General features: G+C 42.2%; 25 protein-coding genes. 24 read left to right on the top strand and 1 reads right to left on the bottom strand.

The window, feature by feature from the left end; all coding sequences use genetic code 11:
* From CYK16_RS10265 to CYK16_RS10190, 16 genes are all read left to right on the top strand, one after another.
* Positions 1-4,386 (top strand): LPXTG cell wall anchor domain-containing protein (locus CYK16_RS10265; protein ID WP_142374675.1); only part of this gene is annotated, 4,386 nt, incomplete at its 5' end.
* Between the two features lie 175 nt (positions 4,387-4,561).
* The gene (hemW, locus tag CYK16_RS10260) at positions 4,562-5,692 is read left to right on the top strand and encodes a radical SAM family heme chaperone HemW (protein ID WP_101776976.1); all 1,131 of its coding nucleotides are present in this window, start codon (positions 4,562-4,564) and stop codon (positions 5,690-5,692) included.
* Between the two features lie 4 nt (positions 5,693-5,696).
* Positions 5,697-6,434 carry an acyl-[acyl-carrier-protein] thioesterase gene (locus CYK16_RS10255; RefSeq protein WP_060805358.1) on the top strand — a complete coding sequence of 246 codons (738 nt, stop codon included), beginning with the start codon at positions 5,697-5,699 and terminating at the stop codon, positions 6,432-6,434.
* Between the two features lie 10 nt (positions 6,435-6,444).
* Positions 6,445-7,218, top strand: coding sequence for a TIGR01457 family HAD-type hydrolase (locus CYK16_RS10250; RefSeq protein ID WP_060805350.1), 774 nt, complete (start codon positions 6,445-6,447; stop codon positions 7,216-7,218).
* Positions 7,208-7,825 carry a TIGR01906 family membrane protein gene (locus tag CYK16_RS10245; RefSeq protein ID WP_060805351.1) on the top strand — a complete coding sequence of 206 codons (618 nt, stop codon included), beginning with the start codon at positions 7,208-7,210 and terminating at the stop codon, positions 7,823-7,825. The genes CYK16_RS10250 and CYK16_RS10245 overlap by 11 nt, the downstream gene beginning before the upstream one ends.
* Positions 7,826-8,036: 211 nt before the next feature.
* Positions 8,037-8,438: a Spx/MgsR family RNA polymerase-binding regulatory protein gene (locus CYK16_RS10240; RefSeq protein WP_000631254.1), complete on the top strand. Its 402-nt coding sequence runs from the start codon at positions 8,037-8,039 to the stop codon at positions 8,436-8,438.
* On the top strand, positions 8,438-8,716 hold the full coding sequence (locus tag CYK16_RS10235) for a UPF0223 family protein (RefSeq protein ID WP_001041974.1): 279 nt from the start codon (positions 8,438-8,440) through the stop codon (positions 8,714-8,716). The genes CYK16_RS10240 and CYK16_RS10235 overlap by 1 nt, the downstream gene beginning before the upstream one ends.
* A complete protein-coding gene (locus CYK16_RS10230) occupies positions 8,706-9,479 on the top strand; it encodes an inositol monophosphatase family protein (protein ID WP_101776975.1) in 774 nt (257 codons plus the stop codon). Before CYK16_RS10235 ends, CYK16_RS10230 begins: the two co-directional genes overlap by 11 nt.
* A complete protein-coding gene (locus tag CYK16_RS10225; RefSeq protein WP_101776974.1) occupies positions 9,480-10,784 on the top strand; it encodes an RsmF rRNA methyltransferase first C-terminal domain-containing protein in 1,305 nt (434 codons plus the stop codon). It abuts the gene before it with no gap.
* Between the two features lie 220 nt (positions 10,785-11,004).
* Entirely contained in the window at positions 11,005-11,883 is an 879-nt protein-coding gene (locus tag CYK16_RS10220; RefSeq protein WP_060805355.1) for a phosphate ABC transporter substrate-binding protein PstS, read from the top strand.
* A complete protein-coding gene (gene pstC, locus CYK16_RS10215; RefSeq protein WP_001070903.1) occupies positions 11,883-12,800 on the top strand; it encodes a phosphate ABC transporter permease subunit PstC in 918 nt (305 codons plus the stop codon). The genes CYK16_RS10220 and pstC overlap by 1 nt, the downstream gene beginning before the upstream one ends.
* Positions 12,790-13,674: a phosphate ABC transporter permease PstA gene (gene pstA, locus CYK16_RS10210; protein WP_000543046.1), complete on the top strand. Its 885-nt coding sequence runs from the start codon at positions 12,790-12,792 to the stop codon at positions 13,672-13,674. The genes pstC and pstA overlap by 11 nt, the downstream gene beginning before the upstream one ends.
* Positions 13,675-13,684: 10 nt before the next feature.
* A complete protein-coding gene (gene pstB, locus CYK16_RS10205; protein ID WP_000049848.1) occupies positions 13,685-14,488 on the top strand; it encodes a phosphate ABC transporter ATP-binding protein PstB in 804 nt (267 codons plus the stop codon).
* A 12-nt stretch (positions 14,489-14,500) separates the two neighbouring features.
* A complete protein-coding gene (pstB, locus tag CYK16_RS10200; RefSeq protein ID WP_000133484.1) occupies positions 14,501-15,259 on the top strand; it encodes a phosphate ABC transporter ATP-binding protein PstB in 759 nt (252 codons plus the stop codon).
* An 11-nt stretch (positions 15,260-15,270) separates the two neighbouring features.
* Complete coding sequence (gene phoU, locus CYK16_RS10195; protein WP_000946458.1) at positions 15,271-15,924, top strand: phosphate signaling complex protein PhoU; 654 nt, start codon at positions 15,271-15,273, stop codon at positions 15,922-15,924.
* A gap of 156 nt (positions 15,925-16,080) precedes the next feature.
* Positions 16,081-16,896, top strand: coding sequence for an ABC transporter substrate-binding protein (locus CYK16_RS10190; RefSeq protein ID WP_000837373.1), 816 nt, complete (start codon positions 16,081-16,083; stop codon positions 16,894-16,896).
* Positions 16,897-16,915: 19 nt separating this feature from the next.
* Here the strand turns inward: CYK16_RS10190 and CYK16_RS10185 are convergent, their stop codons facing one another.
* The gene (locus tag CYK16_RS10185) at positions 16,916-18,187 is read right to left on the bottom strand and encodes an aminotransferase-like domain-containing protein (RefSeq protein ID WP_060805356.1); all 1,272 of its coding nucleotides are present in this window, start codon (positions 18,185-18,187) and stop codon (positions 16,916-16,918) included.
* Between the two features lie 415 nt (positions 18,188-18,602).
* Between CYK16_RS10185 and CYK16_RS10770 the strand changes: the two genes are divergently transcribed.
* The 8 genes from CYK16_RS10770 (at position 18,603) to CYK16_RS10130 (ending at position 26,257) form a co-directional block, all read left to right on the top strand.
* Positions 18,603-18,749: a hypothetical protein gene (locus CYK16_RS10770; RefSeq protein ID WP_180948767.1), complete on the top strand. Its 147-nt coding sequence runs from the start codon at positions 18,603-18,605 to the stop codon at positions 18,747-18,749.
* 1,054 nt (positions 18,750-19,803) lie between these two features.
* Complete coding sequence (budA, locus tag CYK16_RS10160; RefSeq protein WP_060805595.1) at positions 19,804-20,535, top strand: acetolactate decarboxylase; 732 nt, start codon at positions 19,804-19,806, stop codon at positions 20,533-20,535.
* A gap of 9 nt (positions 20,536-20,544) precedes the next feature.
* Positions 20,545-21,297 carry a YhfC family intramembrane metalloprotease gene (locus CYK16_RS10155; protein ID WP_060805594.1) on the top strand — a complete coding sequence of 251 codons (753 nt, stop codon included), beginning with the start codon at positions 20,545-20,547 and terminating at the stop codon, positions 21,295-21,297.
* A 113-nt stretch (positions 21,298-21,410) separates the two neighbouring features.
* Complete coding sequence (gene murB, locus CYK16_RS10150) at positions 21,411-22,316, top strand: UDP-N-acetylmuramate dehydrogenase (RefSeq protein ID WP_060805593.1); 906 nt, start codon at positions 21,411-21,413, stop codon at positions 22,314-22,316.
* Positions 22,317-22,475: 159 nt separating this feature from the next.
* Entirely contained in the window at positions 22,476-23,633 is a 1,158-nt protein-coding gene (locus tag CYK16_RS10145) for an ABC transporter ATP-binding protein (RefSeq protein WP_000742895.1), read from the top strand.
* Positions 23,614-24,420: an ABC transporter permease gene (locus CYK16_RS10140; protein WP_000753806.1), complete on the top strand. Its 807-nt coding sequence runs from the start codon at positions 23,614-23,616 to the stop codon at positions 24,418-24,420. The genes CYK16_RS10145 and CYK16_RS10140 overlap by 20 nt, the downstream gene beginning before the upstream one ends.
* Positions 24,417-25,190, top strand: coding sequence for an ABC transporter permease (locus CYK16_RS10135; protein ID WP_000712740.1), 774 nt, complete (start codon positions 24,417-24,419; stop codon positions 25,188-25,190). Before CYK16_RS10140 ends, CYK16_RS10135 begins: the two co-directional genes overlap by 4 nt.
* On the top strand, positions 25,187-26,257 hold the full coding sequence (locus CYK16_RS10130) for an ABC transporter substrate-binding protein (protein ID WP_000737964.1): 1,071 nt from the start codon (positions 25,187-25,189) through the stop codon (positions 26,255-26,257). Before CYK16_RS10135 ends, CYK16_RS10130 begins: the two co-directional genes overlap by 4 nt.
* Positions 26,258-26,294 lie beyond the last annotated feature (37 nt).

Here is a 26,294-nt window from a genome sequence, read left to right as displayed (position 1 = left end):
CCACCAGGAACTAAGGTAGAGATTCCAGGTAAAGATGGTAATCCAATCACAGTCACAATCGGTGAAGACGGAAAAGGTAAAGTACCAAATAGTGAGTTACCAGAAGGTAAAGTACCAGGCACAAGTAAGATTACAGTCCCAGGTCAACCATCAGTGGACGTTCCTAATGTAACGACTCCATCTAAGATAATACCAGGTGCTCCAACAACAGAACAACCAGTTGAGATAGAAATCACTCGTAAACCAAATGGAGATGCAGTAGTAACGCCTAAGAAACCAGGTGGATCAACATACCCACCAGGAACTAAGGTAGAAATCCCAGGTGAAGATAAAGATGGTAACCCAATTACGATTACAGTTACAATTGACGACAATGGTTCAGGTGAAGTACCAAATGACAATCTTCCTAAGAAAGATGTCCCAGGTACAGGAACAGTAACAGAACCTAAGAAGAACCCATCACAACCAGTAAAAGTAACAACACCAGCTCGTAAGACACCAACACTAGATGTTGAACAAGATCCTAAGACAGGTGATGTAACAGTAACGCCTAAGAAACCAGATGGATCAAAATTCTCATCAGGAACTAAGGTGGAAATCCCAGGTAAAGATAAGGATCACCCAATCACTGTTACAATCGGTGAAGACGGTAAAGGTAAAGTACCAAACAGTGAATTGCCAGAAGGTAAAACACCAGGAACAGGTAAGATTACCGAACCAGGTAAACCAACGGAAGAAGTTCCTGAGGTCACAACCCCAGCTAAAGTAACTCCAACCGTAGACTTGGAACAAGATCCTAAGACTGGTGATGTTACAGTGACACCGAAGAAACCAGATGGCTCAATCTACCCACCAGGAACAGTAGTAGAAATTCCAGGTAAAGGTGACAAGCCAATCACAGTAACAATCGGAGAAGATGGTAAAGGTAAAGTACCAAACAGTGAATTACCAGACGGTAAGGTTACAAAACCAGGTAAGATTACCGAACCAGGCAAACCATCAGTGGAAGTTCCTGAGGTCACAACCCCAGCTAAAGTAACTCCAACAGTAGACTTGGAACAAGATCCTAAGACTGGTGATGTTACAGTGACACCGAAGAAACCAGATGGCTCAACCTACCCACCAGGAACTACTGTAGAAATTCCAGTTAAAGGCGACAAGCCAATCACAGTCACAATCGGTGAAGATGGTAAAGGTAAAGTACCAAACAGTGAATTACCAGAAGGTAAAGTACCAGGTACAGGTAAGATTACAGAACCAGGCAAACCAGCTGTTGAAGTTCCTGAGGTCACAACCCCAGCTAAAGTAACTCCAACAGTAGACTTGGAACAAGATCCTAAGACTGGTGATGTTACAGTGACACCGAAGAAACCAGATGGCTCAATCTACCCACCAGGAACAGTAGTAGAAATTCCAGGTAAAGGTGACAAGCCAATCACAGTAACAATCGGAGAAGATGGTAAAGGTAAAGTACCAAACAGTGAATTACCAGATGGTAAGGTTACAAAACCAGGTAAGATTACAGAACCAGGCAAACCAGCTGTTGAAGTTCCTGAGGTCACAACCCCAGCTAAAGTAACTCCAACCGTAGACTTGGAACAAGATCCTAAGACTGGTGATGTTACAGTGACACCGAAGCAACCAGATGGCTCAATCTACCCACCAGGAACAGTAGTAGAAATTCCAGGTAAAGGTGACAAGCCAATCACAGTAACAATCGGAGAAGATGGTAAAGGTAAAGTACCAAACAGTGAATTACCAGACGGTAAGGTTACAAAACCAGGTAAGATTACCGAACCAGGCAAACCATCAGTGGAAGTTCCTGAGGTCACAACCCCAGCTAAAGTAACTCCAACAGTAGACTTGGAACAAGATCCTAAGACTGGTGATGTTACAGTGACACCGAAGAAACCAGATGGGTCAACATACCCACCAGGAACTAAGGTAGAAATTCCAGGTAAAGATAAGGATCACCCAATCACAGTTACAATCGGAGAAGACGGTAAAGGTAAAGTACCAAACAGTGATCTACCAGAAGGTAAAGCACCAGGAACAGGTAAGATTACCGAACCAGGTAAACCAGCTGTTGAAGTTCCTAATGTAACAACACCAGCTCATAAGACACCAACACTAGATGTGAAACGAGATCCTGAAACAGGTGACGTTACAGTAACACCGAAGAAACCAGACGGCTCAACCTACCCACCAGGAACAGTAGTAGAAATTCCAGGTAAAGGTGGCAAGCCAATCACAGTCACAATCGGTGAAGACGGTAAAGGTAAAGTACCAAACAGTGATCTACCAGATGTAGAAACACCAGGTATAGGTAAGATTACCGAACCAGGTAAACCAGCTGTTGAAGTTCCTAATGTAACAACACCAGCTAAATTCACACCAGAAACACCAGTAACTGAAAAACCAGGTAAGATTGAAATTACTCAACAACCAAATGGAAATGCGATTGTAACGCCTAAGAAACCAGATGGAACAACTTACCCATCAGGTAGCAGGGTAGAAATTCCAGGAGAAAATGGAACAACAATCACAGTAATAATTGGTGACAATGGTTCAGGTGAAGTACCAAATGACAACCTTCCTAAGACAAATGTCCCAGGTACAGGAACAGTAACAGAACCTAACAAGAAACCATCACAACCAGTAGATGTAACAACACCAGCTCATAAGACACCAACACTAGATGTGAAACGAGATCCTGAGACAGGTGACGTTACAGTAACACCGAAGAAACCAGATGGCTCAATCTACCCACCAGGAACAGTAGTAGAAATCCCAGGTAAAGATGGCAAGCCAATCACAGTTACAATCGGTGAAGACGGTAAAGGTAAAGTACCAAACAGTGAATTACCAGACGGTAAAGTTCCAGGAACAGGTAAGATTACCGAACCAGGTAAACCAGCTGTAGAAGTTCCTAATGTAACAACACCAGCTAAATTTACACCAGAAACACCAGTAACTGAAAAACCTGGTAAGATTGAAATTACTCAACAACCAAATGGAAATGCGATTGTAACGCCTAAGAAACCAGATGGCTCAACATACCCATCAGGTAGCAAGGTAGAAATTCCAGGAGAAAATGGAACAACAATCACAGTTATAATTGGTGACAATGGTTCAGGTGAAGTACCAAATGACAACCTTCCTAAGACAAATGTCCCAGGTACAGGAACAGTAACAGAACCTAACAAGAAACCATCACAACCAGTAGATGTAACAACACCAGCTCATAAGACACCAACACTAGATGTGAAACGAGATCCTGAGACAGGTGACGTTACAGTAACACCGAAGAAACCAGATGGCTCAATCTACCCACCAGGAACAGTAGTAGAAATCCCAGGTAAAGATGGCAAGCCAATCACAGTTACAATCGGTGAAGACGGTAAAGGTAAAGTACCAAACAGTGAATTACCAGACGGTAAAGTTCCAGGAACAGGTAAGATTACCGAACCAGGTAAACCAGCTGTAGAAGTTCCTAATGTAACAACACCAGCTAAATTTACACCAGAAACACCAGTAACTGAAAAACCTGGTAAGATTGAAATTACTCAACAACCAAATGGAAATGCGATTGTAACACCGAAGAAACCAGATGGAACAACTTACCCATCAGGTAGCAAGGTAGAAATTCCAGGAGAAAATGGAACAACAATCACAGTAACAATTGGTGACAATGGTTCAGGTGAAGTACCAAATGACAAGCTTCCAAAAGGAGACTTGCCAGGAAAAGGAACAGTCACAGAACCGAATAAGAAACCATCACAACCAGTGGATGTAACAACACCAGCTCGTAAGACACCAACAATAGAGTTGGATCAAGATCCTGAGACAGGTGACGTTACAGTAACACCTAAGAAACCAGATGGCTCAACATACCCACCAGGTACTACGGTAGAAATTCCAGGTAAAGATGGAAACCCAATTATCGTTACAATCGATAAAGAAGGTAAAGGTAAAGTACCAAACAGTGAATTACCAGACGGTAAAGTTCCAGGTACAGGTAAGATTACAGAACCAGGTCAACCAACAGTTGAAGTTCCTGATGTAACAACACCAGGTAAAGTCACACCATCAACAGATACAAATCCAGTTGCACCAGTGACACCTGATATGCCAGTCAAACCTGATACTAATGGAGATTCTGGTCAAGATAAACCAGCACCAGCTACTCCAACTCCAAATACAGTTGCTCCGAATGCAGATCAGGTAGATGCTAAGACTACTGTTGATAATGGAGCTAAGTCAAATGATTCTCAAAATGTATTGCCAAATACAGGAACAGAATCAAATGCTGCTCTTGCATCTCTAGGACTTCTTGGACTATTGAGTGGATTTGGACTTGTAGCTCGCAAGAAAAACGAAGACTAAAAATTTAGTCAGATGAACATTCATTCTTTTGTGTTCTAACAACGAACTAGATTGATTCTGATAGTTGTTTTATCCATAAAATACAAAGAATGATTAGATAAAGAAAGCGAACAATGCTAGGATTTTGTTAAACGGAATTCTCAGTATTGTTCGCTTTTGTGGTATAATAAGTACTATGCAGAAAAAACCAACGTCAGCCTATGTACACATCCCGTTTTGTACTCAAATTTGTTATTATTGTGACTTTTCAAAGGTCTTTATAAAAAATCAGCCGGTAGATAGTTATTTGGAACATCTGTTAGAAGAGTTTCAATCTTATGATATTCAAAAGTTGTCAACCCTCTACATCGGTGGTGGCACACCGACAGCTTTGTCAGCTCCGCAACTGGAGGTGTTATTGGATGGCTTGACTAAAAACTTGGACTTGTCTGTCTTAGAGGAGTTGACCATTGAGGCCAATCCAGGCGACTTGGACGCGGATAAGATTGCTGTTTTGAAGAACTCAGCTGTCAATCGTGTTTCGCTAGGCGTGCAGACCTTTGATGACAAGATGCTGAAAAAGATTGGGCGCAGTCATTTGGAGAAGGATATTTATGAAAATATCGACCGTCTGAAACTGGCTGGTTTTGACAATATCTCCATTGATTTGATTTATGCGCTACCTGGTCAGACCATGGAGCAGGTCAAGGAAAATGTTGCTAAGGCCATTGGACTTGATATTCCCCATATGAGTTTGTATAGCTTGATTTTGGAAAATCATACGGTCTTTATGAACCGTATGCGACGAGGGAAATTGCCTCTGCCTAAGGAGGAACTGGAAGCTGAGATGTTTGAGTACATCATCGAAGAGCTGGAGCGAGCTGGTTTTGAACATTATGAAATTTCCAATTTCTCCAAACCCAGTTTTGAAAGTCGTCACAATCTCATGTACTGGGACAATGCCGAATACTATGGTATTGGTGCTGGGGCATCTGGCTATGTCAATGGTATTCGCTATAAAAACCATGGTCCCATTCGTCATTATCTCAGTGCAGTTGAGGAAGGCAATGCTCGCATCACAGAAGAGCACCTGAGTCAAAAAGAGCAAATGGAAGAAGAAATGTTCTTGGGACTCCGCAAGAAATCAGGGGTTTCCATGGTGCGATTTGAGGAAAAATTTGGACGGTCTTTCGATGGACTTTATGGAGAAATTGTCAAGGACTTGGTACAACAAGGTCTCATGCAAATAGAGGGTGATCGCGTGCGCATGACAAAAAGAGGTCTCTTTTTAGGAGACACCGTAGCAGAACGATTTATTTTGGAGTAGGATGATGGGCTTAACTTATCAAATGAAAATGAAAATTCCTTTTGATATGGCTGATATGAACGGTCATATCAAGCTTCCAGATGTGATTTTGTTGTCTCTGCAAGTTTCAGGGATGCAGTCCATTGAACTGGGAGTTAGTGATAAGGCCATTTTGGAAAACTATAATCTGGTCTGGATTATCACAGATTATGATATTGAGGTGGCTCGTTTGCCTCGTTTTGCAGAAGAAATCACTATCGAAACGGAAGCTCTGAGCTACAATAGGCTCTTTTGCTACCGTCGCTTTACCATTTATGATGAAGCAGGTCAGGACCTTATACACATGATGGCGACCTTTGTTCTCATGGACCGAGACAGTCGAAAAGTCCATGCTGTCGAACCTGAGATTGTGGCTCCTTACCAGTCTGATTTTGATAAAAAGCTTATCCGTGGGCCAAAGTATGCAAATCTAGAAGAGCCAGTCAGAAAGGATTACCATGTTCGTTTTTACGACTTGGATATGAATGGCCATGTCAATAACAGTAAATACTTGGACTGGATTTTTGAGGTCATGGGAGCGGACTTTTTGACCCAATATATTCCCAAGAAAATCAACCTCAAGTATGTCAAGGAAGTTCGACCAGGTGGGGTGATCACATCGGCTGTTGAAAGGACTGGACTGGAAAGCAAGCATGAGATTACAAGCGACGGGGCTACCAATGCCCAAGCAATCATCACTTGGCAAGAAATAAAAAAGGATTAGGGAGAAATAGATGAAATATAAAGGCTATTTAATTGATTTAGACGGAACCATTTATAAGGGGAAAGACCGAATCCCGGCAGGAGAAGCTTTTGTCCATGAATTACAAAAGCGGGATATTCCCTATCTCTTTGTGACCAACAATACAACCCGCACTCCAGAGAGTGTTCAGGAGATGTTGGCTCAGAATTTTAATATTGATACGCCTCTATCGACTGTCTACACAGCTACTTTGGCGACTATCGACTATATGAACGACTTGGGGCTTGAAAAGACGGTCTATGTCATCGGAGAATCAGGCCTCAAGGAAGCCATCAAGGCGGCTGGTTATGTGGAAGACAAGGATAATCCAGCCTATGTGGTAGTGGGCCTGGATTGGCAAGTTGACTATGAAAAATTTGCGACAGCAACTCTTGCGATTCAAAAGGGTGCTCACTTTATCGGAACCAACCCTGACCTCAACATCCCGACAGAACGTGGTCTTTTGCCAGGTGCTGGTTCACTGATTACCCTTCTTGAAGTGGCAACACGAGTGAATCCTGTTTATATAGGAAAACCAAATGCCATCATTATGGACAAGGCGGTTGAGCACTTAGGTTTGGAACGTGAAGAATTAATCATGGTTGGGGACAATTACTTGACTGATATTCGAGCAGGGATTGACAATGGCATTCCAACGCTCTTGGTGACGACAGGTTTTACCAAGGCAGAAGAAGTGGCAGACCTGCCAATCGCGCCGACACATGTGGTTTCTAGCCTTGCGGAGTGGGATTTTGATGAAAACTAAACTGACCTTTTGGAGCTCTATGCTCTTTCTCCTCTCTCTTTCTATCCTTCTGACCATTTATTTGGCTTGGATTTTTTATCCGCTAGAAATTCAGTGGTTAAGTTTAACGGATCGGGTCTATCTAAAGCCAGAAACTATTCAGTACAACTTTCATATCTTGATGAATTATCTGACCAATCCTTTTAGTCAGGTCTTGCAGATGCCAGATTTTCGTTCGTCAGCAGCTGGTCTGCACCATTTCGCAGTGGTCAAGAATCTCTTTCATTTGGTTCAGCTAGTAGCTCTAGTGACACTGCCAAGTTTTTATTTCTTTGTCAATAGGATTGTGAAAAAGGGCTTCTTGTCTCTATTTAGTAAAGGGCTTTTGGCTCTAGTGGTTTTGCCTTTACTGATTGGGCTTGGGGGAGTTTTGATTGGTTTTGACCAATTCTTTACTATGTTCCATCAAATTCTCTTTGTGGGAGATGATACCTGGCTTTTTGATCCAGCCAAGGATCCAGTGATCCTGATTTTGCCAGAGACCTTCTTCCTTCATGCCTTCCTCCTCTTTTTTGCCCTCTATGAAAGCTTCTTTGGCTATCTTTATCTAAAAAGTCGTAGGAAGTGAAACGAAAGATGTTCTTATTTTACATGTATAAATTAGGTGTGTGATTCGAAACTATCGTTAAGAGTGAATTAACTAAATCAGAAATGTATTAATCGTTCGCAAACAGTCTATTTTTCTTGAAAAAATAGGCTTTTTTTCTAAAAATCTCTAGTCAAGCGCTTTATTTTTTTGTATAATAGAGGTAGCAAAGTATAGATAAGAAGAGAAAAGCATGATTACACTATTCCTATCACCGAGCTGTACTTCATGTCGTAAGGCAAAGGCCTGGTTAGAAAAACATAAGGTTCCCTTTGAGGAACACAATATTATGACCAGTCCTTTAACAAGAAAAGAATTGCAACACATCCTTTCCTTGACCGAAAATGGTACTGATGACATCATTTCAACTCGTTCAAAGATTTTTCAAAAATTAGATATTGATGTAGAAAGTATTTCGGTATCAGAATTGCTTCATTTAATTGAGCAGTACCCTAGTCTTTTGCGTCGTCCCATTATTATTGATGCCAAACGTATGCAAATTGGTTTTAATGAAGATGAGATTCGTGCTTTTCTCCCTCGTAGTTACCGTAAGCAAGAACTAAAAGAAGCAAGAATGAGAGCTGGTATTAGTTAATGAACAAACAGTATAGTTACCCACTAGATTTGTCGTGGAGCACTGAAGAACTTGCTTCAGTGCTTTCTTTTTTTAATGATGTTGAAGCTGCCTATGAAGGTAAGGTAGAGGCTAAAAAGTTACTGGACTCCTATAAGGGATTCAAGGCGGTTGTGCCAAGTAAGAGCGAAGAGAAACGTTTGGGACGAGAATTTGAAACAGTGAGTGGCTATTCGCTTTACCGAGCAGTTCAGGCGGCTAAGGAAAAAGGGGAAGGAAAGATTTCTCTTGGAAAGTAAGTTTGAATTTGCTAAAGAGCTAATTAAGAAAGCAGGCCAGTATATCCTTGACCACATGCAGGAAGATTTGTGTGTTGAAACCAAGTCCTCTCCAACAGATTTGGTGACCAGACTGGACAAGGAAGTTCAGGAGCTATTGGTTAGTGATATTTTGTCCCGTTATCCTGAGGATAAGATTTGCGCTGAAGAAGGCTGTTTGCGAGCTTCGGTTCAAGAGGGCAAGGTTTGGGTCATTGATCCCATTGATGGGACCAACAATTTTGTAGCCCAGCAGGAAGATTTTGCTGTTATGATGGCTTATTTTGAAAATGGTCAGGGGCAGTTTGGACTGATTTATGATGTGGTCAAAGGGGATTGTTATCACGGTGGTGGTAAGTTTCCGGTTTGCCGAAATGATAAGCCCCTAGCTCCTTTTAAAACAAAACCACTTGGAGATTTTCTCATTGCAGGGAATAGTGGGATGTTGGAAACCAATGAATGGGGGCTGGCTGATTTGAGTCGAGCAGTGCTCGGTGTTCGTGTCTATGGGAGTGCGGCTATTAGTTTTGCCAAGATTTTGTCAGGGCGTTTGTTGACCTATGTCACTTATCTGCAACCATGGGATTATGCTGCGGCTAGTATTTTAGGGGAAAGTCTGGGCTATCGGGTTGTGACCCTATTTGGTGAAGCTCCTGATTTTCAAACCAGACAGCCGGTCATGATGCTACCTCTTGAGATGCAGGAGGAAATTCAGTCCTATATTTACGAAAGGAAAAGAACTTAAATGCAATTTCCAGAAGGATTTGTTGAAAAATATGAAGAGATACTAGGAGATGAGGCAAGAGATTTTCTTGCCTCTTTTGAGGAGGAAGCGGTTTCGGCCTTTCGGGTGAATCCTTTAAAAGAAGCGCCAGCTTCCTTTCCTGATGCCATTCCTCAAACCCCTTGGGGCCACTATGGTAAGGTTTCAGGAAAATCTCCTGAGCATGCTACAGGTTTAGTTTATTCGCAAGAACCCGCTGCTCAGATGGTGGCTCAGGTAGCCCAGCCCAGTCCTGGTATGAAAGTCTTGGATTTGGCTGCTGCACCGGGTGGAAAATCAACGCAGCTGGCAGCCTATCTAGCAGGGGAGGGTCTTCTCGTTTCCAATGAAATTTCAAGCAAACGGGCTAAGATTTTAGTAGAAAACATGGAGCGATTTGGAGCGACAAATGTTGTGGTGACCAATGAATCTGCTGACCGCTTGGCCAAGGTCTTTAAAGGCTATTTTGACCTCATTGTCCTTGATGCCCCTTGCTCGGGGGAAGGGATGTTTCGTAAGCAACCAGATGCTATGGACTATTGGAGCTTAGATTATCCGAGTCAATGTGCAAGTTTGCAAAGAGAAATTCTGGAAGATGCAGTAACCATGCTAGCTGAAGGTGGTCGCTTGGTTTATTCAACCTGTACCTGGGCACCCGAGGAAAACGAAGAGATTGTCAATTGGCTACTAAAAGAGTATGATTTTGATTTGTTGCCAGTAGAGCATATCAATGGAATGGTAGCTGGTATTGACCTGCCAGAAACGGCTCGGATGTATCCTCATCATTTTAAGGGAGAGGGGCAGTTTGTCGCTCATTTACAATTTAAAGGTGAAAATCTAGCACCTAAACGTAAGGCAAGTAAGAGCAATCTCAGCCGAGAACAAGTTACTTTGTGGCAGGAATTTGCACAAAAACATTTGCAGGTCAATCTAAGGGGAATCTTGCAGACTTTTGGGGACCAACTCTATCTCTTGCCCGAATTCTTGCCAGATTTAGGGAAACTCAAGATTGCTCGCAATGGCCTGCATCTAGGGACCTTTAAGAAGAAACGCTTTGAGCCTAGTTTTGCTCTTGGTCTAGCCTTGAAACCGAGTCAGGTCAAGCAGTCAGTTGAAATTGCCCAAGAGGAGTTTGTAAAGTATGCGGCTGGAGAAACCGTTCAGCTGGCGGAAAGTCTGCCAAATGGTTGGTACCAAGTTTTGGTTCAAGGAAATGGTTTGGGCTTTGCTAAGGTGACGGGAAATGTTTTGAAAAATTATTTTCCAAAAGGACTCAGATTCAAGTGAAAATGCTAGTCAAAGTAGCTTGTCTATGTTATAGTGGAAGTATGGATTTTTTTCAAATTGTCTTTCATTTTAAGTCAAAATTGGTGGACAAGGTAACTGAGCAAATGACTAGTAAAACTAAGCAAAGAACTTCAGTTGGCTCCCAATTTTCAAAAGAAAAACATAAATAAATAGTTGAAAAAATTCACAGCATTCACCATTATTTTCAAGGAGAAAAACAGTGAAAAAAAGGAAAAAACTCGCTCTATCCCTTGCGGCTCTTTTGCTAGTAGGTTCTTTAGCGGGATGTGCTAGCTGGATTGATCGTGGGGAATCCATGACAGCTGTTGGTTCAACGGCTCTTCAGCCCTTGGTCGAAGCAGCAGCAGATGAATTTGGCTCTATGCACGTTGGAAAAACAGTCAACGTCCAAGGTGGAGGATCTGGTACTGGTCTGTCTCAGGTTCAGTCTGGAGCCGTTGATGTAGGAAATTCAGACGTATTTGCCGAGGAAAAAGACGGTATCAACGCATCCGCTCTAGTGGACCATAAGGTTGCTGTAGCGGGCTTGGCAGTTATTGTGAACAAGGAAGTTGATGTTGAAAATCTGACAACTGAACAACTCCGTAGCATCTTCACAGGTCAAGTAACCAACTGGAAAGAGGTCGGTGGGAAAGACCTAGCTATTTCCATTATCAACCGCGCGGCAAGCTCTGGTTCGCGTGCAACCTTTGATAGTGTTATCATGGATGGTCAATCTGCTGTGCAGAGTCAAGAACAGGATTCAAATGGGATGGTCAAAAACATTGTTTCCCAGACACCAGGAGCCATTTCTTACCTAGCCTTTGCCTATGTGGATGACTCGGTTAAACGTATGAAGTTGAATGGCTATGAGCCGATTGCAGAAAATGTTACAACCAATAACTGGCCTTTGTGGTCTTATGAACACATGTATACCCTAGGTCAACCAAATGAATTGGTGGCAGAATTCCTCAACTTTGTCCTCTCAGATGAAGCGCAAAGTGGAATCGTTAAGGGAATGGGCTATATTTCTGTTAAGGAAATGAAGGTTGAAAAAGATGCTGTAGGAACGGTGACAGCACTAGAAGGGAGTCAATAATGAATCAAGAAGAATTAGCTAAAAAATTACTTTCTCCCTCAAAGAACTCTCGTCTAGAGAAACTAGGAAAAGGCTTGACCTTTGCCTGTCTGTCTTTGATTGTCATCATTGTGGCTATGATTTTGATTTTCGTAGCCCAAAAAGGTTTGTCGACCTTCTTTGTAAATGGGGTTAATATCTTTGATTTCCTCTTTGGACAAACTTGGAATCCTTCAGGTAAACAATTTGGTGCGCTTCCAATGATTTTGGGTTCCTTTATTGTCACAATCCTATCAGCCCTTATCGCAACCCCTTTTGCTATTGGTGCGGCAGTCTTTATGACTGAAGTCTCACCAAAAGGTGCTAGAATCTTGCAACCAGCTATTGAATTACTTGTCGGAATTCCTTCCGTCGTGTATGGATTTATCGGTTTGCAGGTCGTAGTTCCCTTTGTCCGCAGTGTCTTTGGTGGAACTGGTTTTGGGATTTTGTCAGGGATTTTTGTTCTCTTTGTCATGATTTTACCGACGGTAACCTTTATGACAACCGATAGTTTGCGTGCGGTGCCTCGTCACTACCGCGAAGCTAGTTTAGCTATGGGAGCTACTCGTTGGCAAACCATCTGGCGAGTGACTTTGAAGGCTGCGCGTTCAGGGATTTTCACAGCAGTGGTCTTTGGGATGGCGCGTGCCTTTGGTGAGGCCTTGGCCATTCAGATGGTGGTCGGAAACTCAGCCGTTGTCCCAACTTCATTGACAACACCTGCTGCGACCTTGACCTCTGTCTTGACCATGGGTATCGGAAATACTGTTATGGGAACAGTTGACAATAACGTTCTCTGGTCACTGGCCTTAGTCTTGCTCTTGATGAGTTTGGCCTTCAACAGTGTGATTAAATTGATTACGAAAGAAAGAGGAAAGAAAAACTATGCACGCTAAGAAATTAGATAAAATTGCAACAGCTGTCCTCTACTCAATTGCAGGAATTATCGTTGCCATCTTGGCATCCTTGATTCTTTATATCTTGGTTCGTGGTTTGCCCCACATCTCTTGGTCTTTCTTGACTGGCAAATCATCTTCTTACCAAGCAGGCGGAGGAATTGGAATTCAGCTCTATAATTCCTTCTTCCTTCTGGTTATTACCTTGATTATCTCTGTGCCCTTGTCTATGGGGGCTGGGATTTTCCTAGCTGAATATGCCAAAAAAGGTCCTGTGACCAATTTTGTCAGAACCTGTATTGAAATCTTGTCTTCATTGCCATCAGTGGTTGTAGGTCTCTTTGGTTACTTGATCTTTGTAGTTCAGTTTGAGTATGGATTTTCAATCATCTCAGGTGCCTTGGCCTTGACAGTCTTTAACTTACCTCAGATGACTCGTAATGTCGAGGACAGTTTGAAACACGTTCACCATACGCAACGTGAGGCCGGCTTGGCCCTTGGAATTTCTCGTTGGGAGACAGTTGTCCATGTGGTCATTCCAGAAGCTCTTCCAGGTATTGTGACTGGGGTCGTCTTAGCTTCTGGTCGTATCTTTGGTGAGGCTGCGGCTCTTATCTATACAGCAGGACAATCCGCTCCAGCCCTTGACTGGTCTAACTGGAATATTCTCAGTGTGACCAGCCCAATCTCTATCTTCCGTCAAGCAGAAACCTTGGCTGTCCACATTTGGAAAGTCAATAGTGAAGGAACTATTCCTGATGGAACCATCGTATCAGCAGGTTCTGCTGCCGTGCTCCTCATCTTTATCCTCATCTTTAACTTTGGAGCTCGCAAACTCGGAAGCTACCTACATAAGAAATTAACCGCTGCCTAAAGGAGAAGCCATGTCAAAATATAATTGGGATGAAAAGCATATCATCACCTTTCCTGAAGAGAAAGTGGCCCTCTCTACCAAGGATTTACATGTTTACTACGGTAAAAATGAATCCATCAAGGGCATCGATATGCAATTTGAAAAGAATAAAATTACGGCCTTAATTGGCCCTTCTGGTTCAGGGAAATCAACCTACCTTCGCAGTCTCAACCGTATGAATGATACCATTGATATTGCCAAGGTAACAGGTCAAATCCTCTACCAAGGGATTGATGTCAACCGTCCAGAAATCAACGTTTATGAAATGCGTAAGCACATCGGAATGGTCTTCCAACGCCCAAATCCTTTTGCCAAGTCTATCTATCGCAATATCACTTTTGCCCATGAACGTGCAGGGGTTAAGGACAAGCAAGTCTTGGATGAAATTGTAGAAACCTCTCTTCGTCAAGCTGCCCTTTGGGACCAGGTCAAAGACGATTTGCACAAGTCAGCCTTGACTCTATCTGGTGGTCAGCAGCAACGTCTTTGTATCGCGCGTGCTATCTCTGTTAAACCAGATATTCTCTTGATGGATGAGCCGGCGTCAGCTTTGGATCCGATTGCGACAGCCCAGCTGGAAGAAACCATGTTGGAATTGAAGAAGGACTTTACTATCATCATCGTGACCCACAGTATGCAGCAGGCTGCGCGTGCTAGTGATTACACAGGATTTTTCTACTTGGGTGACTTGATCGAGTACGATAAGACCTCTAATATTTTCCAAAATGCCAAACTACAGTCAACCAATGACTACGTAACAGGACACTTTGGATAGAAAGGAAACAGTATGACAGAAGCGATTTTACAGGTGTCAGACCTGTCCGTTTACTACAATCAAAAAAAGGCCTTGAATAGTGTTTCCCTATCTTTCCAACCTAAGGAAATTACAGCCTTGATTGGTCCATCTGGATCAGGGAAGTCAACTCTTCTCAAGGCTATCAACCGTATGGGGGATCTCAATCCAGAGGTGACCACAACTGGTTCGGTGGTTTACAACGGCCACAACATCTACAGCCCGCGTACAGATACAGTTGAATTGCGGAAGGAAATCGGCATGGTTTTCCAACAACCAAACCCTTTCCCTATGTCTATCTACGAAAATGTTGTTTACGGGCTTCGTATCAATGGAGTGAAGGATAAGCAGGTTCTGGATGAAGCGGTAGAAAAAGCCCTACAACGAGCTTCTATCTGGGATGAGGTCAAGGATCGCCTGCATGATTCAGCTATCGGGCTTTCAGGCGGACAACAGCAACGTGTTTGTGTTGCCCGTGTCTTGGCAACCAGTCCTAAAATCATTCTCTTGGATGAACCGACTTCAGCCTTGGACCCTATCTCGGCCGGTAAGATTGAGGAAACCTTGTATGGGCTAAAAGATAAATACACCATGCTCTTGGTTACGCGTTCTATGCAACAAGCCTCTCGTATCTCTGATAAGACAGGATTTTTCCTAGATGGAGATTTGATTGAGTTTAACGATACTAAGAAGATGTTCCTCAACCCACAACACAAGGAAACAGAAGATTATATTTCAGGAAAATTTGGATAAGGAGATAAATGATGTTACGTTCTCAATTTGAAGAAGATTTAGAGAAATTGCACAACCAGTTCTACGCTATGGGACAAGAAGTGCTATCCCAAATCAATCGTACGGTGCGTGCCTTTGTTACGCATGACCGTGATTTGGCCAAGGAAGTCATCGAAGACGATGCAGAAGTAAACGAATACGAAGTGAAATTGGAGAAGAAATCATTTGAAATGATTGCCCTCCAACAACCGGTTTCTCAGGACTTGCGTACTGTTTTGACAGTATTGAAGGCTGTATCTGACTTGGAACGTATGGGTGACCATGCCGTTTCCATTGCCAAAGCGGCAATTCGTATGAAAGGGGAGCAACGCATCCCAGCTGTTGAAGAAGAAATCAAGAGAATGGGCCGCGATGTCAAGAACTTCGTTGAAGCAGCCCTTGAACTCTATCTCAATGGTTCAGTAGACCAGGCCTATGAAGTAGCAGCTATGGACGAAAAAATTAACCATTACTTTGATAGCATTCGTGACTTGGCTACAGAAGAAATCAAGAAAAATCCTGATGCCATTGTTACAGGTCGTGATTATTTCCAAGTGATTGCCTTCTTGGAACGCATTGGAGATTATGCCAAAAATATCTGTGAATGGGTTGTTTACTTTGAAACAGGTAAGATTGTCGAACTATAAAATAGGTTCAATCTGTATAAAAAGGAGCTTGAAATCAACTGATAGCTCCTTTTCTTGAATGAAAAAAATTTTTTTAAGATAAAAATTCAAAAACACTTGACAAGTAACTTAGATAGCGTTATAATTATACAAAATTAACAGAGAGGTTGTTTATTTATGAAATCAAAAAAATGGATATTTGTTTTATGTAGTTTTCTTGCAAGTTTCTTCTTAGTAGCTTGCCAGTCGGGTTCTAATGGTTCTCAGTCAGCTGTTGAGGCCATTAAGCAAAAGGGGAAATTAGTTGTGGCGACTAGTCCTGACTATGCACCTTTTGAATTCCAATCCTTAGTTGACGGAAAAAACCAGGTAGTCGGTGCGGATATTGATATGGCCCAAGCTATCGCTGATGAACTTGGGGTGAAGTTGGAAATTTCAAGCATGAGTTTTGACAATGTCTTGACCAGTCTTCAAACTGGGAAGGCTGACCTAGCAGTTGCGGGAATTAGCGCTACTGACGAGAGAAAAGAAGTCTTTGATTTTTCAATCCCTTACTATGAAAACAAGATTAGTTTCTTGGTTCGTAAAGCTGATGTAGAAAAATACAAGGATTTAACTAGCCTTGAAAGTGCTAATATTGCGGCTCAAAAAGGGACTGTTCCAGAATCAATGGTCAAGGAACAATTGCCAAAAGCACAGTTGACTTCCCTAACCAATATGGGTGAAGCTGTCAATGAATTGCAGGCTGGAAAAGTAGATGCTGTTCACATGGATGAGCCAGTTGCCCTTAGCTACGCTGCTAAAAATGCGGATCTAGCTGTCGCAACTGTCAGCTTGAAGATGAAGGACGGCGAAGCCAATGCAGTTGCCCTTAGAAAAAATAGTGCTGATTTGAAAGAAGTGGTGGACAAGGTCATCCAAAAACTCAAGGATGACGGCACCTACCAAAAATATCTTGAAAAAGCAGCAACCTTAACAGAAGTTGAACAATAAGAAAAAGCAGAGTTGGAGATCATTCCAATTCTGCTTTTAAATAGTCTAAAACCTTTTCCAGATTGTCTAAGGACACCTTGGCAAATTGATAAGGACAGGCATCCAAGTAAGCCTCTTCAAAGAAGTCCAAGCCCAGCTGGCTGTGTTTGAGACTGGCGATTTTAGGATACTGTCTGAGGTCTAGCAATAAACCATCGTGTAGGGGAAAGTGAGGGAGGGGACAAGGAGTGTTAGCTAGTCTTTCCTCGATTTGTTTTTGGTAGTCTTCCTGATTGGACAAGCGAGCTAGACGGTTTTTCTCAAACAGTTGACTGTCAATATAGAGTGACAGGGCCTTTTGCATGATAAGGTTGCTGTCGTAATCTAGGATATTTTTGTAGGCCACAAAGGCTTCTTTGATAGCATTTGGAAGGATGAGTGCCGTAATCCGCAGGGCTGGAAAGAGGCTGGTTGAGAAGGACTTGATATAAATGACGCGCTCCTCTGTATCCAGATAGTGGAAGGTCTGGCCCTTCTTGGAGTCCAAATCCCCCAGATAGTCGTCCTCTACGATATAGACACCATACTTGGCAGCTAAGTCAAGAATAGCTCGTTTGTCCTGCTCAGAATAGGAATGCCCCAGAGGATAGTGAAAACGAGGAATGGTGTAGAAAAACTTAATTTTTCCTGTTTTGAAGTAACCTTCCAGCTCCTCTAAGTCAATCCCATCAATGCCTCGTTCAATTGTTTGATAGTCTAAGCCCTGAGCAATCAAGAGGCGATTCATCCGATGGTAGGTCGGCTGTTCCACCAAGATTTTCTTGGCTTGGCTAGGAAAGGATATTTGAGAGAGAATAAACAAGGCTTGTTGGGTTCCAGAAGTCAATACCAGTTGATCAGCCTTGCAGTAGAGAGCTTGGTCAAAGAGTAGTTTATGAATGGATTGTCTTAAGTCTTCTAATCCTTCTTGGTTGTCATAGTAGTTGAAGAGGTAGTTTTCTCGGCCAACCAAGGTTTCATTGACACAGAGTCGGAAATCGTCATAGGCGCTGGCATGTTCGTCAGTGACTTCGATTTCTAGATCCTGGTGTTGCCCTTGTTCTAGGACATAGTAACCACTCTGGGGCTTGGCATAGAGGTATTGTTCGTGCCGTAATTCCAGTAGGGCTCGTTGGACAGTATCCTTGCTACAGTGAAATTCAAGGCTCAGTTGACGGATAGAAGGCAGGCGACTACCCGTTGGAAAGCGTCCAGACTCGATACTATTTTTCAGATAAGCTACGACCTCTTGGTACTTGCTTTGTTTCTTCATTCCATACCTCCCTTGATTTTGTTACATTGTACCCTTTTTTTTCCTTCTTGGCAATGTCTAGGGTGTTTCTCTCGTTCACATCTAGGGGCAAATGTGGTATACTCCCATCTTTAACATTTTTTTAAATCAAAGAGCAATCAAATGCGGATGTGACAGTTTTTCGGAACTTTTTTTCTCTTTAAAACAAAATGTGTATTTTTATCTGGGGTTGATTTGTTTTAAAAAGTTTTCATGCTAATTTTCCCTTATTACTTGCATATATTTTTAGGAAAAAATTGAAACCGTTTTCTTGTCGTGGTATAATAGAATTGAAAAATAAAAGTATACAAATAACTTGTTAAAAAGGAGTTTTAAATCAGAAAATCAAGTTATTTTATCAGTAATATATGTTTGTGACTTGAAAGGAGTGTTTTTTATGAGATTTAAAAAAATTGTAACTTCAGCTCCTGTTGTATTATCACTATTTTCTATTATGTCTCCTTCTATAGCTTCTGTTAGGGTATTTGCTGATGATGTAACTACCACGGAAGTTTCTGAAATTAGTACCCAAGAACAAAAATAAATCGATGATGTAGCCAATGTTTTTGAACAAATGTTTAGGAATGGAGTTAATGAAAAAAATTTTACTGAATGTGTTTATAAAAACTTTTCTCAAAAAGATATAGCTCTTGCGGAAAATAAATTAGAAACTAATATTAATAATCTCTATGACAGAGTCCCTTGGGATGAGATGGGAGGATGTATAGCGAGAAAAATACGAGAAGAATTTTTTGCTATGACCAATGTTTCGCTAACTGTTAGGTATGCGTAGAAAAAGGCTTGGTCAGAATTAGCTAAAGTGGTACTAAGATTTGTTAAAGCTAATAGGCTTAAAACAAATATTTATATCATTGCTGGTCAATTGGCTTTTTAGGGAATTCAATGTGGTATGGAATAATGCGTGATAAAAACTTTTTAATAAAGGATGGGATTATTAGCTTTTTGATTGGATTTGTATATGCGTATTTAGTGTTACAAAAATTTATCCTTTGGAAAATCCTTTTGTTTGCATTTATTTTTGCAATTATTAATACAATATTTATGTTTACTAGGAACAAAAAATAAATAATGATTTAGTTAAATAAAATGCGACCCCTAGGGAAGTGTGTTCCTTAGGGGTTGTTGTGCTAGTTCAAGTTTTGTTTCTGTCAAAATCTCAGACTTCCCGTTGGAAAGCGTCCAGACTCGATACTATTTTTCAGATAAGCTACGACCTCTTGGTACTTGCTTTGTTTCTTCATTCCATACCTCCCTTGATTTTGTTACATTGTACTTTTTTTTCCTTCTTGGCAATGTCTGGAGTGTTTCTCTCGTTCACATCTAGGGGCAAATGTGGTATACTTAGGAGTAAGATTTATAGAATAATACTCTTCGAAAATCTCTTCAAACCACGTCAGCTTCGCCTTGCCGTAGATATGGTTACTGACTTCGTCAGTTCTATCCACAACCTCAAAACAGTGTTTTGAGCTGACTTCGTCAGTCTTATCTACAACCTCAAAGCAGTGCTTTGAGCAACCTGTGGCTCTCTTCCTAGTTTGCTATTTGATTTTCATTGAGTATAACAGACAAGAAAGTGAATGGATAAGAACGTGCAGGAACCAGTGAAATTATTTCAATACAATACCCTTGGAGCCTTGATGGCCGGCCTTTATGGTGGTACCATGACAGTGGGAGAATTGCTAGAGCATGGTGATCTTGGTTTGGGAACCTTAGATTCTATTGATGGAGAATTGATTGTCTTGGATGGCAAGGCTTATCAGGCCAAAGGATCAGGAGAGCAACCAGAAATTGTAGAAGTATCACCAGATGCCCTTATTCCTTACGCAGCAGTGGTACCGCATCAGGCAGAGGTCATTTTCCGCCAGCGCTTTGAGATGACAGATAAGGAATTGGAAGAGAGAATCGAGTCTTATTATGACGGGGAAAATCTTTTCCGCTCTATCAAGATTCGGGGGGAATTTTCACATATGCATGTGCGTATGATTCCTAAGTCGACACCAGATACCAAGTTTGCTGATGTCGCAACCCATCAACCAGAATATAGTCGCGACAATGTGGCAGGGACCATCGTTGGTTTCTGGACGCCAGAGATTTTCCATGGGGTCAGTGTGGCAGGCTACCATCTGCACTTCATCTCAGATGATTTGACCTTCGGTGGACATGTCATGGACTTTGTCATTAAGGAAGGCATTATCGAGGTGGGAGCTGTTGACCAATTGGAACAACGTTTCCCAGTCCAAGACCGTCAATACTTGTTTGCTAAGTTCAATGTTGACGAGATGAAAAAAGATATTGAAAAGGCAGAATAGGAGAAGAAAATGACCATTCATATTATCATTACCATGGTGCTGTTGCTGGCTTTCTTGATAGGGAGCGTTTTGTATGCCAAAAAGAAATACCAGATTAATCTAGCTGTCTTGGGCTTGGGGGCTGTAGCATTCTTTGTCTCTTCACAGATTTTGGAAAAACTGGTGCATATCTTGGTTTTGCATCCTCAAAAAGACGGTAGTATTGCCCTCTTGCAAGACCATCCGCTTGTCTATATCATCTATGGCCTAGCCATGGCAGCATTTTTTGAGGAAACAGCTCGTCTTGTTTTCTTCAAATGGTTGGAGAAAAAGAGAAGTTTGGAAAAGGCAGATGCCTTGGCTTATGGGTTAGGTCATGGTGGCTTGGAGTTGATTTTCCTAGGTCTTGCTAGTTTGCTTAATCTCTACATCGTTCTCTCAGCAGTTCAAACGCAGGATCCACAGGTCATGCAATTACTGTCTGAAAATATGTTGAAAACTATCCAGTCGCTATCAGTCTGGCAGATTTATTTGCTTGGTTTTGAGAGAATCTTGGCGCTAGGTTTCCAATTACTCTTGACTGTTTGGGTTTACCAAGCTGTTCGCCAGAAGAAATGGATTTATCTCCTAGCAGCCTATGGCCTACATGCCTTCTTTGACCTGGCACCATCTCTTGTCCAAGTTGGCTGGTTGACCAATCCAGTCTTGGTTGAAGTTGTCCTAGCACTTGAATTTGTTCTGGTTGCCTATGGAACCAAGGCAATCTTTTGTAAAAAATCATAATAAAAGGGGGAAACCTCTTTTTCTTATGCAAAATCCAAACAAGGTCTTTTTATGGTCGTCAAATGGTCTTAAAAATGGTATAATGGAATGAATTTTGTAAAAGGAAGAGTGTCATGTCAGTAAAAGAAAACATGCTTGAAATCTTAGAAGGGATTGATATCCGTTTCAAAGAACCCTTGCATAGCTATAGTTATACAAAAGTAGGTGGAGAGGCCGATTATTTGGTCTTTCCACGAAATCGTTTTGAGTTGGCGCGCGTTGTCAAATTTGCCAATCAAGAAAATATCCCTTGGATGGTGCTGGGAAATGCTAGCAACATCATTGTTCGTGATGGTGGGATTCGTGGATTTGTTATCTTGTGTGACAAGCTCAATCATGTTTCCGTTGATGGCTATACCATCGAAGCTGAGGCTGGTGCTAACTTGATTGAAACAACTCGCATTGCCCTCCGTCATAGTTTGACTGGTTTTGAGTTTGCTTGTGGTATTCCTGGAAGTGTCGGTGGTGCTGTCTTTATGAATGCGGGTGCCTATGGTGGTGAGATTGCCCACATCTTACAGTCTTGTAAAATTTTGACCAAGGATGGAGAAATCGAGACCCTATCTGTCAAGGACTTGGCTTTTGGTTACCGCCATTCAGCCATTCAGGAGTCTGGTGCAGTTGTCTTATCAGCTAAATTTGCCCTAGCCCCAGGAAGCCATCCGGTTATCAAGCAAGAAATGGATCGCTTGATGCATCTACGTGAACTCAAGCAACCTTTAGAATATCCATCTTGTGGTTCGGTCTTTAAGCGTCCAGTAGGGCATTTTGCAGGTCAGTTAATTTCTGAAGCTGGCTTGAAAGGCTATCGTATTGGTGGAGTAGAAGTCTCAGAAAAACACGCAGGTTTTATGATCAATGTCGCTGATGGAACGGCTAAAGACTACGAGGACTTGATTGAGTCTGTTATCGAAAAAGTCAAGGAACACTCTGGCGTTACTCTTGAGAGAGAAGTTCGTATCTTGGGTGAAAGCAAGTAGGAAGCTGTAGTTGAAAAGCTGCTGCTATGTCATGGAAAGGGGGTGAAAGCCTATCGTCAGTGCAGAAGAATGTAGGCAGTTCAATCTCCTACGCGAGGTAGTAGCGGCCTGACAGAGCCCTGATCTGTTAATCTATGAAAAAGAAGGAATAAATGACAATTGAAAAAACCAATTATTGAATTCAAAAACGTCTCTAAAGTTTTTGAAGACAGCAACACCAAGGTTCTCAAAGATATCAACTTTGAGTTGGAAGAAGGGAAGTTCTATACTCTTCTAGGCGCGTCTGGTTCAGGGAAATCAACTATCCTTAACATCATTGCAGGTTTACTGGATGCGACGACAGGAGATATTTTGCTGGATGGTGTCCGTATCAATGACATCCCAACCAACAAGCGAGATGTGCATACGGTCTTCCAATCCTATGCCTTGTTTCCACATATGAATGTGTTTGAAAATGTTGCCTTTCCGCTCCGCTTGCGCAAGATTGACAAGAAAGAAATCGAGAAACGCGTAGCGGAAGTTCTCAAGATGGTTCAGTTGGAAGGTTATGAAAAACGTTCCATCCGTAAACTCTCTGGAGGACAACGTCAGCGTGTGGCTATTGCACGTGCCATCATCAACCAACCTCGTGTGGTTTTGTTGGACGAGCCTTTGTCAGCGTTGGACTTGAAATTAAGAACAGACATGCAGTACGAACTGCGTGAACTGCAACAACGATTGGGAATCACCTTTGTTTTTGTTACTCACGATCAGGAAGAAGCTTTGGCTATGAGTGACTGGATTTTTGTTATGAACGATGGTGAGATTGTCCAGTCAGGAACACCTGTGGACATCTACGACGAGCCAATTAACCACTTTGTTGCCACCTTTATCGGTGAGTCAAATATCTTGCCAGGAACCATGATTGAGGACTACTTGGTTGAGTTTAACGGCAAACGCTTTGAAGCGGTCGATGGTGGGATGAAGCCAAATGAACCTGTTGAGGTTGTTATTCGTCCAGAGGACTTGCGGATTACCCTTCCTGAAGAAGGCAAGCTCCAAGTTAAGGTCGATACCCAGCTTTTCCGTGGGGTTCACTATGAAATTATCGCCTATGACGAACTTGGAAATGAATGGATGATCCACTCGACTCGTAAGGCCATTGTTGGTGAGGAAATCGGTCTGGACTTTGAACCAGAAGACATCCACATCATGCGTCTCAATGAAACCGAAGAAGAGTTCGATGCTCGTATTGAGGAGTACGTAGAAATCGAAGAGCAAGAAGCAGGTCTGATCAATGCAATCGAGGAGGAAAGAGATGAAGAAAACAAGCTCTAAACTCTTTGTAGTGCCCTACATGCTTTGGATTGTACTCTTTGTCCTCGCACCCTTGGTCTTGATTTTCGGACAATCCTTTTTCAACATTGAAGGTCAGTTTAGTTTAGAAAATTATAAATCTTACTTTGCGTCACAAAACTTGACCTATCTTAAAATGAGTTTCAACTCAGTGCTTTATGCAGGGATTGTGACCTTTGTGACCCTGCTTATCAGTTATCCGACAGCCCTCTTTTTGACCCGTCTCAAACACCGTCAACTATGGCTTATGCTGATTATCCTGCCTACCTGGATCAATTTGCTCCTTAAAGCCTATGCCTTTATCGGAATTTTTGGTCAAAATGGCTCTATTAACCAATTTTTGGAATTTATCGGAATCGGTTCGCAACAGTTGCTCTTTACTGATTTCTCCTTTATTTTTGTCGCAAGCTACATCGAGCTCCCCTTTATGATTTTGCCCATTTTCAATGTCTTGGACGATATGGACAACAATCTCATCAATGCCAGCTATGACCTAGGTGCGACCAAGTGGGAAACCTTCCGCCATGTCATCTTCCCTTTATCGATGAATGGTGTGCGAAGTGGAGTTCAGTCGGTCTTTATCCCCAGCTTGAGCCTCTTCATGCTGACCCGTTTGATTGGTGGGAACCGTGTTATTACGCTGGGAACGGCTATTGAACAGAATTTCCTAACCAATGACAACTACGGTATGGGTTCAACCATCGGTGTAATTCTCATCTTGACCATGTTCATCACTATGTGGGTGACCAAGGAAAGGAGAGAACGATGAAAAAATTTGCCAACCTTTATCTGGGACTGGTCTTTCTTGTCCTCTACCTGCCAATCTTTTATCTGATTGGCTATGCCTTTAACGCAGGCAATGACATGAATAGCTTTACAGGCTTTAGCTTGAGCCATTTTAAAACTATGTTTGGCGATGGTCGCCTTATGTTGATTGTGACTCAGACCTTTTTCTTGGCCTTCCTGTCAGCCTTGATTGCGACCATTATCGGGACTTTTGGTGCCATTTACATCTACCAGTCTCGTAAGAAATACCAAGAAGCCTTTCTTTCACTCAATAATATCCTCATGGTTGCGCCTGATGTTATGATTGGTGCCAGCTTCTTGATTCTTTTTACTCAACTCAAGTTTTCACTTGGCTTTTTGACCGTTCTATCTAGTCACGTGGCCTTCTCGATTCCTATCGTGGTCTTGATGGTCCTGCCTCGTCTCAAGGAAATGAACGGTGACATGATTCATGCGGCCTATGACCTTGGTGCCAGTCAATTTCAGATGTTCAAGGAAATCATGCTTCCTTACCTGACACCGTCTATAATTGCAGGTTATTTCATGGCCTTCACCTATTCGCTAGATGACTTTGCCGTGACATTCTTTGTGACGGGAAATGGCTTTTCAACCCTGTCAGTCGAGATTTACTCTCGTGCTCGCAAGGGGATTTCGCTAGAAATCAATGCCCTGTCTGCCCTTGTCTTTCTCTTTAGTATTATCCTAGTTGTTGGTTATTACTTTATCTCACGTGAGAAGGAGGAGCAAGCATGAAAAAACTCTATTCATTTTTAGCAGGAATTGTAGCCATTATCCTCGTCTTATGGGGAATTGCGACGCATTTAGATAGTAAAATCAATAGCCGAGATAGTCAAAAACTGGTTATCTACAACTGGGGGGACTATATAGATCCTGAACTCTTGACTCAGTTCACAGAAGAAACAGGAATCCAAGTCCAGTACGAGACTTTTGACTCCAATGAAGCCATGTATACCAAGATCAAGCAGGGTGGAACGACCTACGATATTGCCATTCCTAGTGAATACATGATTAACAAGATGAAGGACGAAGACCTCTTGGTACCGCTTGATTATTCAAAACTTGAAGGTCTTGAAAATATCGGACCAGAGTTTCTCAACCAGTCCTTTGACCCAGGCAATAAATTCTCTATCCCTTACTTCTGGGGAACCTTAGGAATTGTCTACAATGAAACCATGGTAGATGAGGCTCCTGAGCATTGGGACGACCTCTGGAAACCAGAGTATAAGAACTCTATCATGCTCTTTGATGGGGCGCGTGAGGTATTGGGACTGGGGCTCAACTCCCTCGGCTACAGCCTCAACTCCAAGGATACCCAGCAGTTGGAAGAAACAGTGGATAAGCTCTATAAATTGACTCCAAATATCAAGGCTATTGTGGCGGATGAGATGAAGGGCTATATGATTCAGAACAACGCTGCTATCGGTGTGACCTTCTCAGGTGAAGCCAGCCAAATGCTAGAAAAAAATGAAAATCTACGCTATGTAGTACCGACTGAGGCCAGCAACCTTTGGTTTGACAATATGGTCATTCCCAAAACAGTCAAAAACCAAGACGCAGCCTATGCCTTTATCAACTTTATGTTGAAACCCGAAAATGCTCTTAAAAATGCGGAGTATGTCGGCTATTCAACACCAAACCTACCAGCTAAGGAACTACTCCCAGAGGAGAAAAAAGAAGACAAGGCCTTCTATCCAGATGCTGAAACCATGAAACACCTAGAAGTTTATGAGAAATTTGACCATAAATGGACGGGAAAATACAGCGACCTCTTCCTACAGTTTAAAATGTATCGGAAGTAGGAGATTAGCAGTCACGAAACGAATCAGTTAATCTGGT

The organism is Streptococcus oralis subsp. dentisani (assembly GCF_002860905.1).
GTDB lineage: Bacteria > Bacillota > Bacilli > Lactobacillales > Streptococcaceae > Streptococcus > Streptococcus oralis_BA.
This window is presented reverse-complemented; position numbering and strand designations above follow the sequence as displayed.

Excerpts from the sequence above, each read along its gene's own strand:
- hemW (WP_101776976.1), top strand. The coding sequence starts at position 4,562 with ATGCAGAAAAAACCAACGTCAGCCTATGTACACATCCCGTTTTGTACT.
- CYK16_RS10255 (WP_060805358.1), top strand. The coding sequence starts at position 5,697 with ATGGGCTTAACTTATCAAATGAAAATGAAAATTCCTTTTGATATGGCT.
- CYK16_RS10250 (WP_060805350.1), top strand. The coding sequence starts at position 6,445 with ATGAAATATAAAGGCTATTTAATTGATTTAGACGGAACCATTTATAAG.
- CYK16_RS10245 (WP_060805351.1), top strand. The coding sequence starts at position 7,208 with ATGAAAACTAAACTGACCTTTTGGAGCTCTATGCTCTTTCTCCTCTCT.
- CYK16_RS10240 (WP_000631254.1), top strand. The coding sequence starts at position 8,037 with ATGATTACACTATTCCTATCACCGAGCTGTACTTCATGTCGTAAGGCA.
- CYK16_RS10235 (WP_001041974.1), top strand. The coding sequence starts at position 8,438 with ATGAACAAACAGTATAGTTACCCACTAGATTTGTCGTGGAGCACTGAA.
- CYK16_RS10225 (WP_101776974.1), top strand. The coding sequence starts at position 9,480 with ATGCAATTTCCAGAAGGATTTGTTGAAAAATATGAAGAGATACTAGGA.
- pstC (WP_001070903.1), top strand. The coding sequence starts at position 11,883 with ATGAATCAAGAAGAATTAGCTAAAAAATTACTTTCTCCCTCAAAGAAC.
- pstA (WP_000543046.1), top strand. The coding sequence starts at position 12,790 with ATGCACGCTAAGAAATTAGATAAAATTGCAACAGCTGTCCTCTACTCA.
- pstB (WP_000049848.1), top strand. The coding sequence starts at position 13,685 with ATGTCAAAATATAATTGGGATGAAAAGCATATCATCACCTTTCCTGAA.
- pstB (WP_000133484.1), top strand. The coding sequence starts at position 14,501 with ATGACAGAAGCGATTTTACAGGTGTCAGACCTGTCCGTTTACTACAAT.
- phoU (WP_000946458.1), top strand. The coding sequence starts at position 15,271 with ATGTTACGTTCTCAATTTGAAGAAGATTTAGAGAAATTGCACAACCAG.
- CYK16_RS10190 (WP_000837373.1), top strand. The coding sequence starts at position 16,081 with ATGAAATCAAAAAAATGGATATTTGTTTTATGTAGTTTTCTTGCAAGT.
- CYK16_RS10185 (WP_060805356.1), bottom strand. The coding sequence starts at position 18,187 with ATGAAGAAACAAAGCAAGTACCAAGAGGTCGTAGCTTATCTGAAAAAT.
- CYK16_RS10770 (WP_180948767.1), top strand. The coding sequence starts at position 18,603 with ATGAGATTTAAAAAAATTGTAACTTCAGCTCCTGTTGTATTATCACTA.
- budA (WP_060805595.1), top strand. The coding sequence starts at position 19,804 with ATGGATAAGAACGTGCAGGAACCAGTGAAATTATTTCAATACAATACC.
- CYK16_RS10155 (WP_060805594.1), top strand. The coding sequence starts at position 20,545 with ATGACCATTCATATTATCATTACCATGGTGCTGTTGCTGGCTTTCTTG.
- murB (WP_060805593.1), top strand. The coding sequence starts at position 21,411 with ATGTCAGTAAAAGAAAACATGCTTGAAATCTTAGAAGGGATTGATATC.
- CYK16_RS10140 (WP_000753806.1), top strand. The coding sequence starts at position 23,614 with ATGAAGAAAACAAGCTCTAAACTCTTTGTAGTGCCCTACATGCTTTGG.
- CYK16_RS10135 (WP_000712740.1), top strand. The coding sequence starts at position 24,417 with ATGAAAAAATTTGCCAACCTTTATCTGGGACTGGTCTTTCTTGTCCTC.
- CYK16_RS10130 (WP_000737964.1), top strand. The coding sequence starts at position 25,187 with ATGAAAAAACTCTATTCATTTTTAGCAGGAATTGTAGCCATTATCCTC.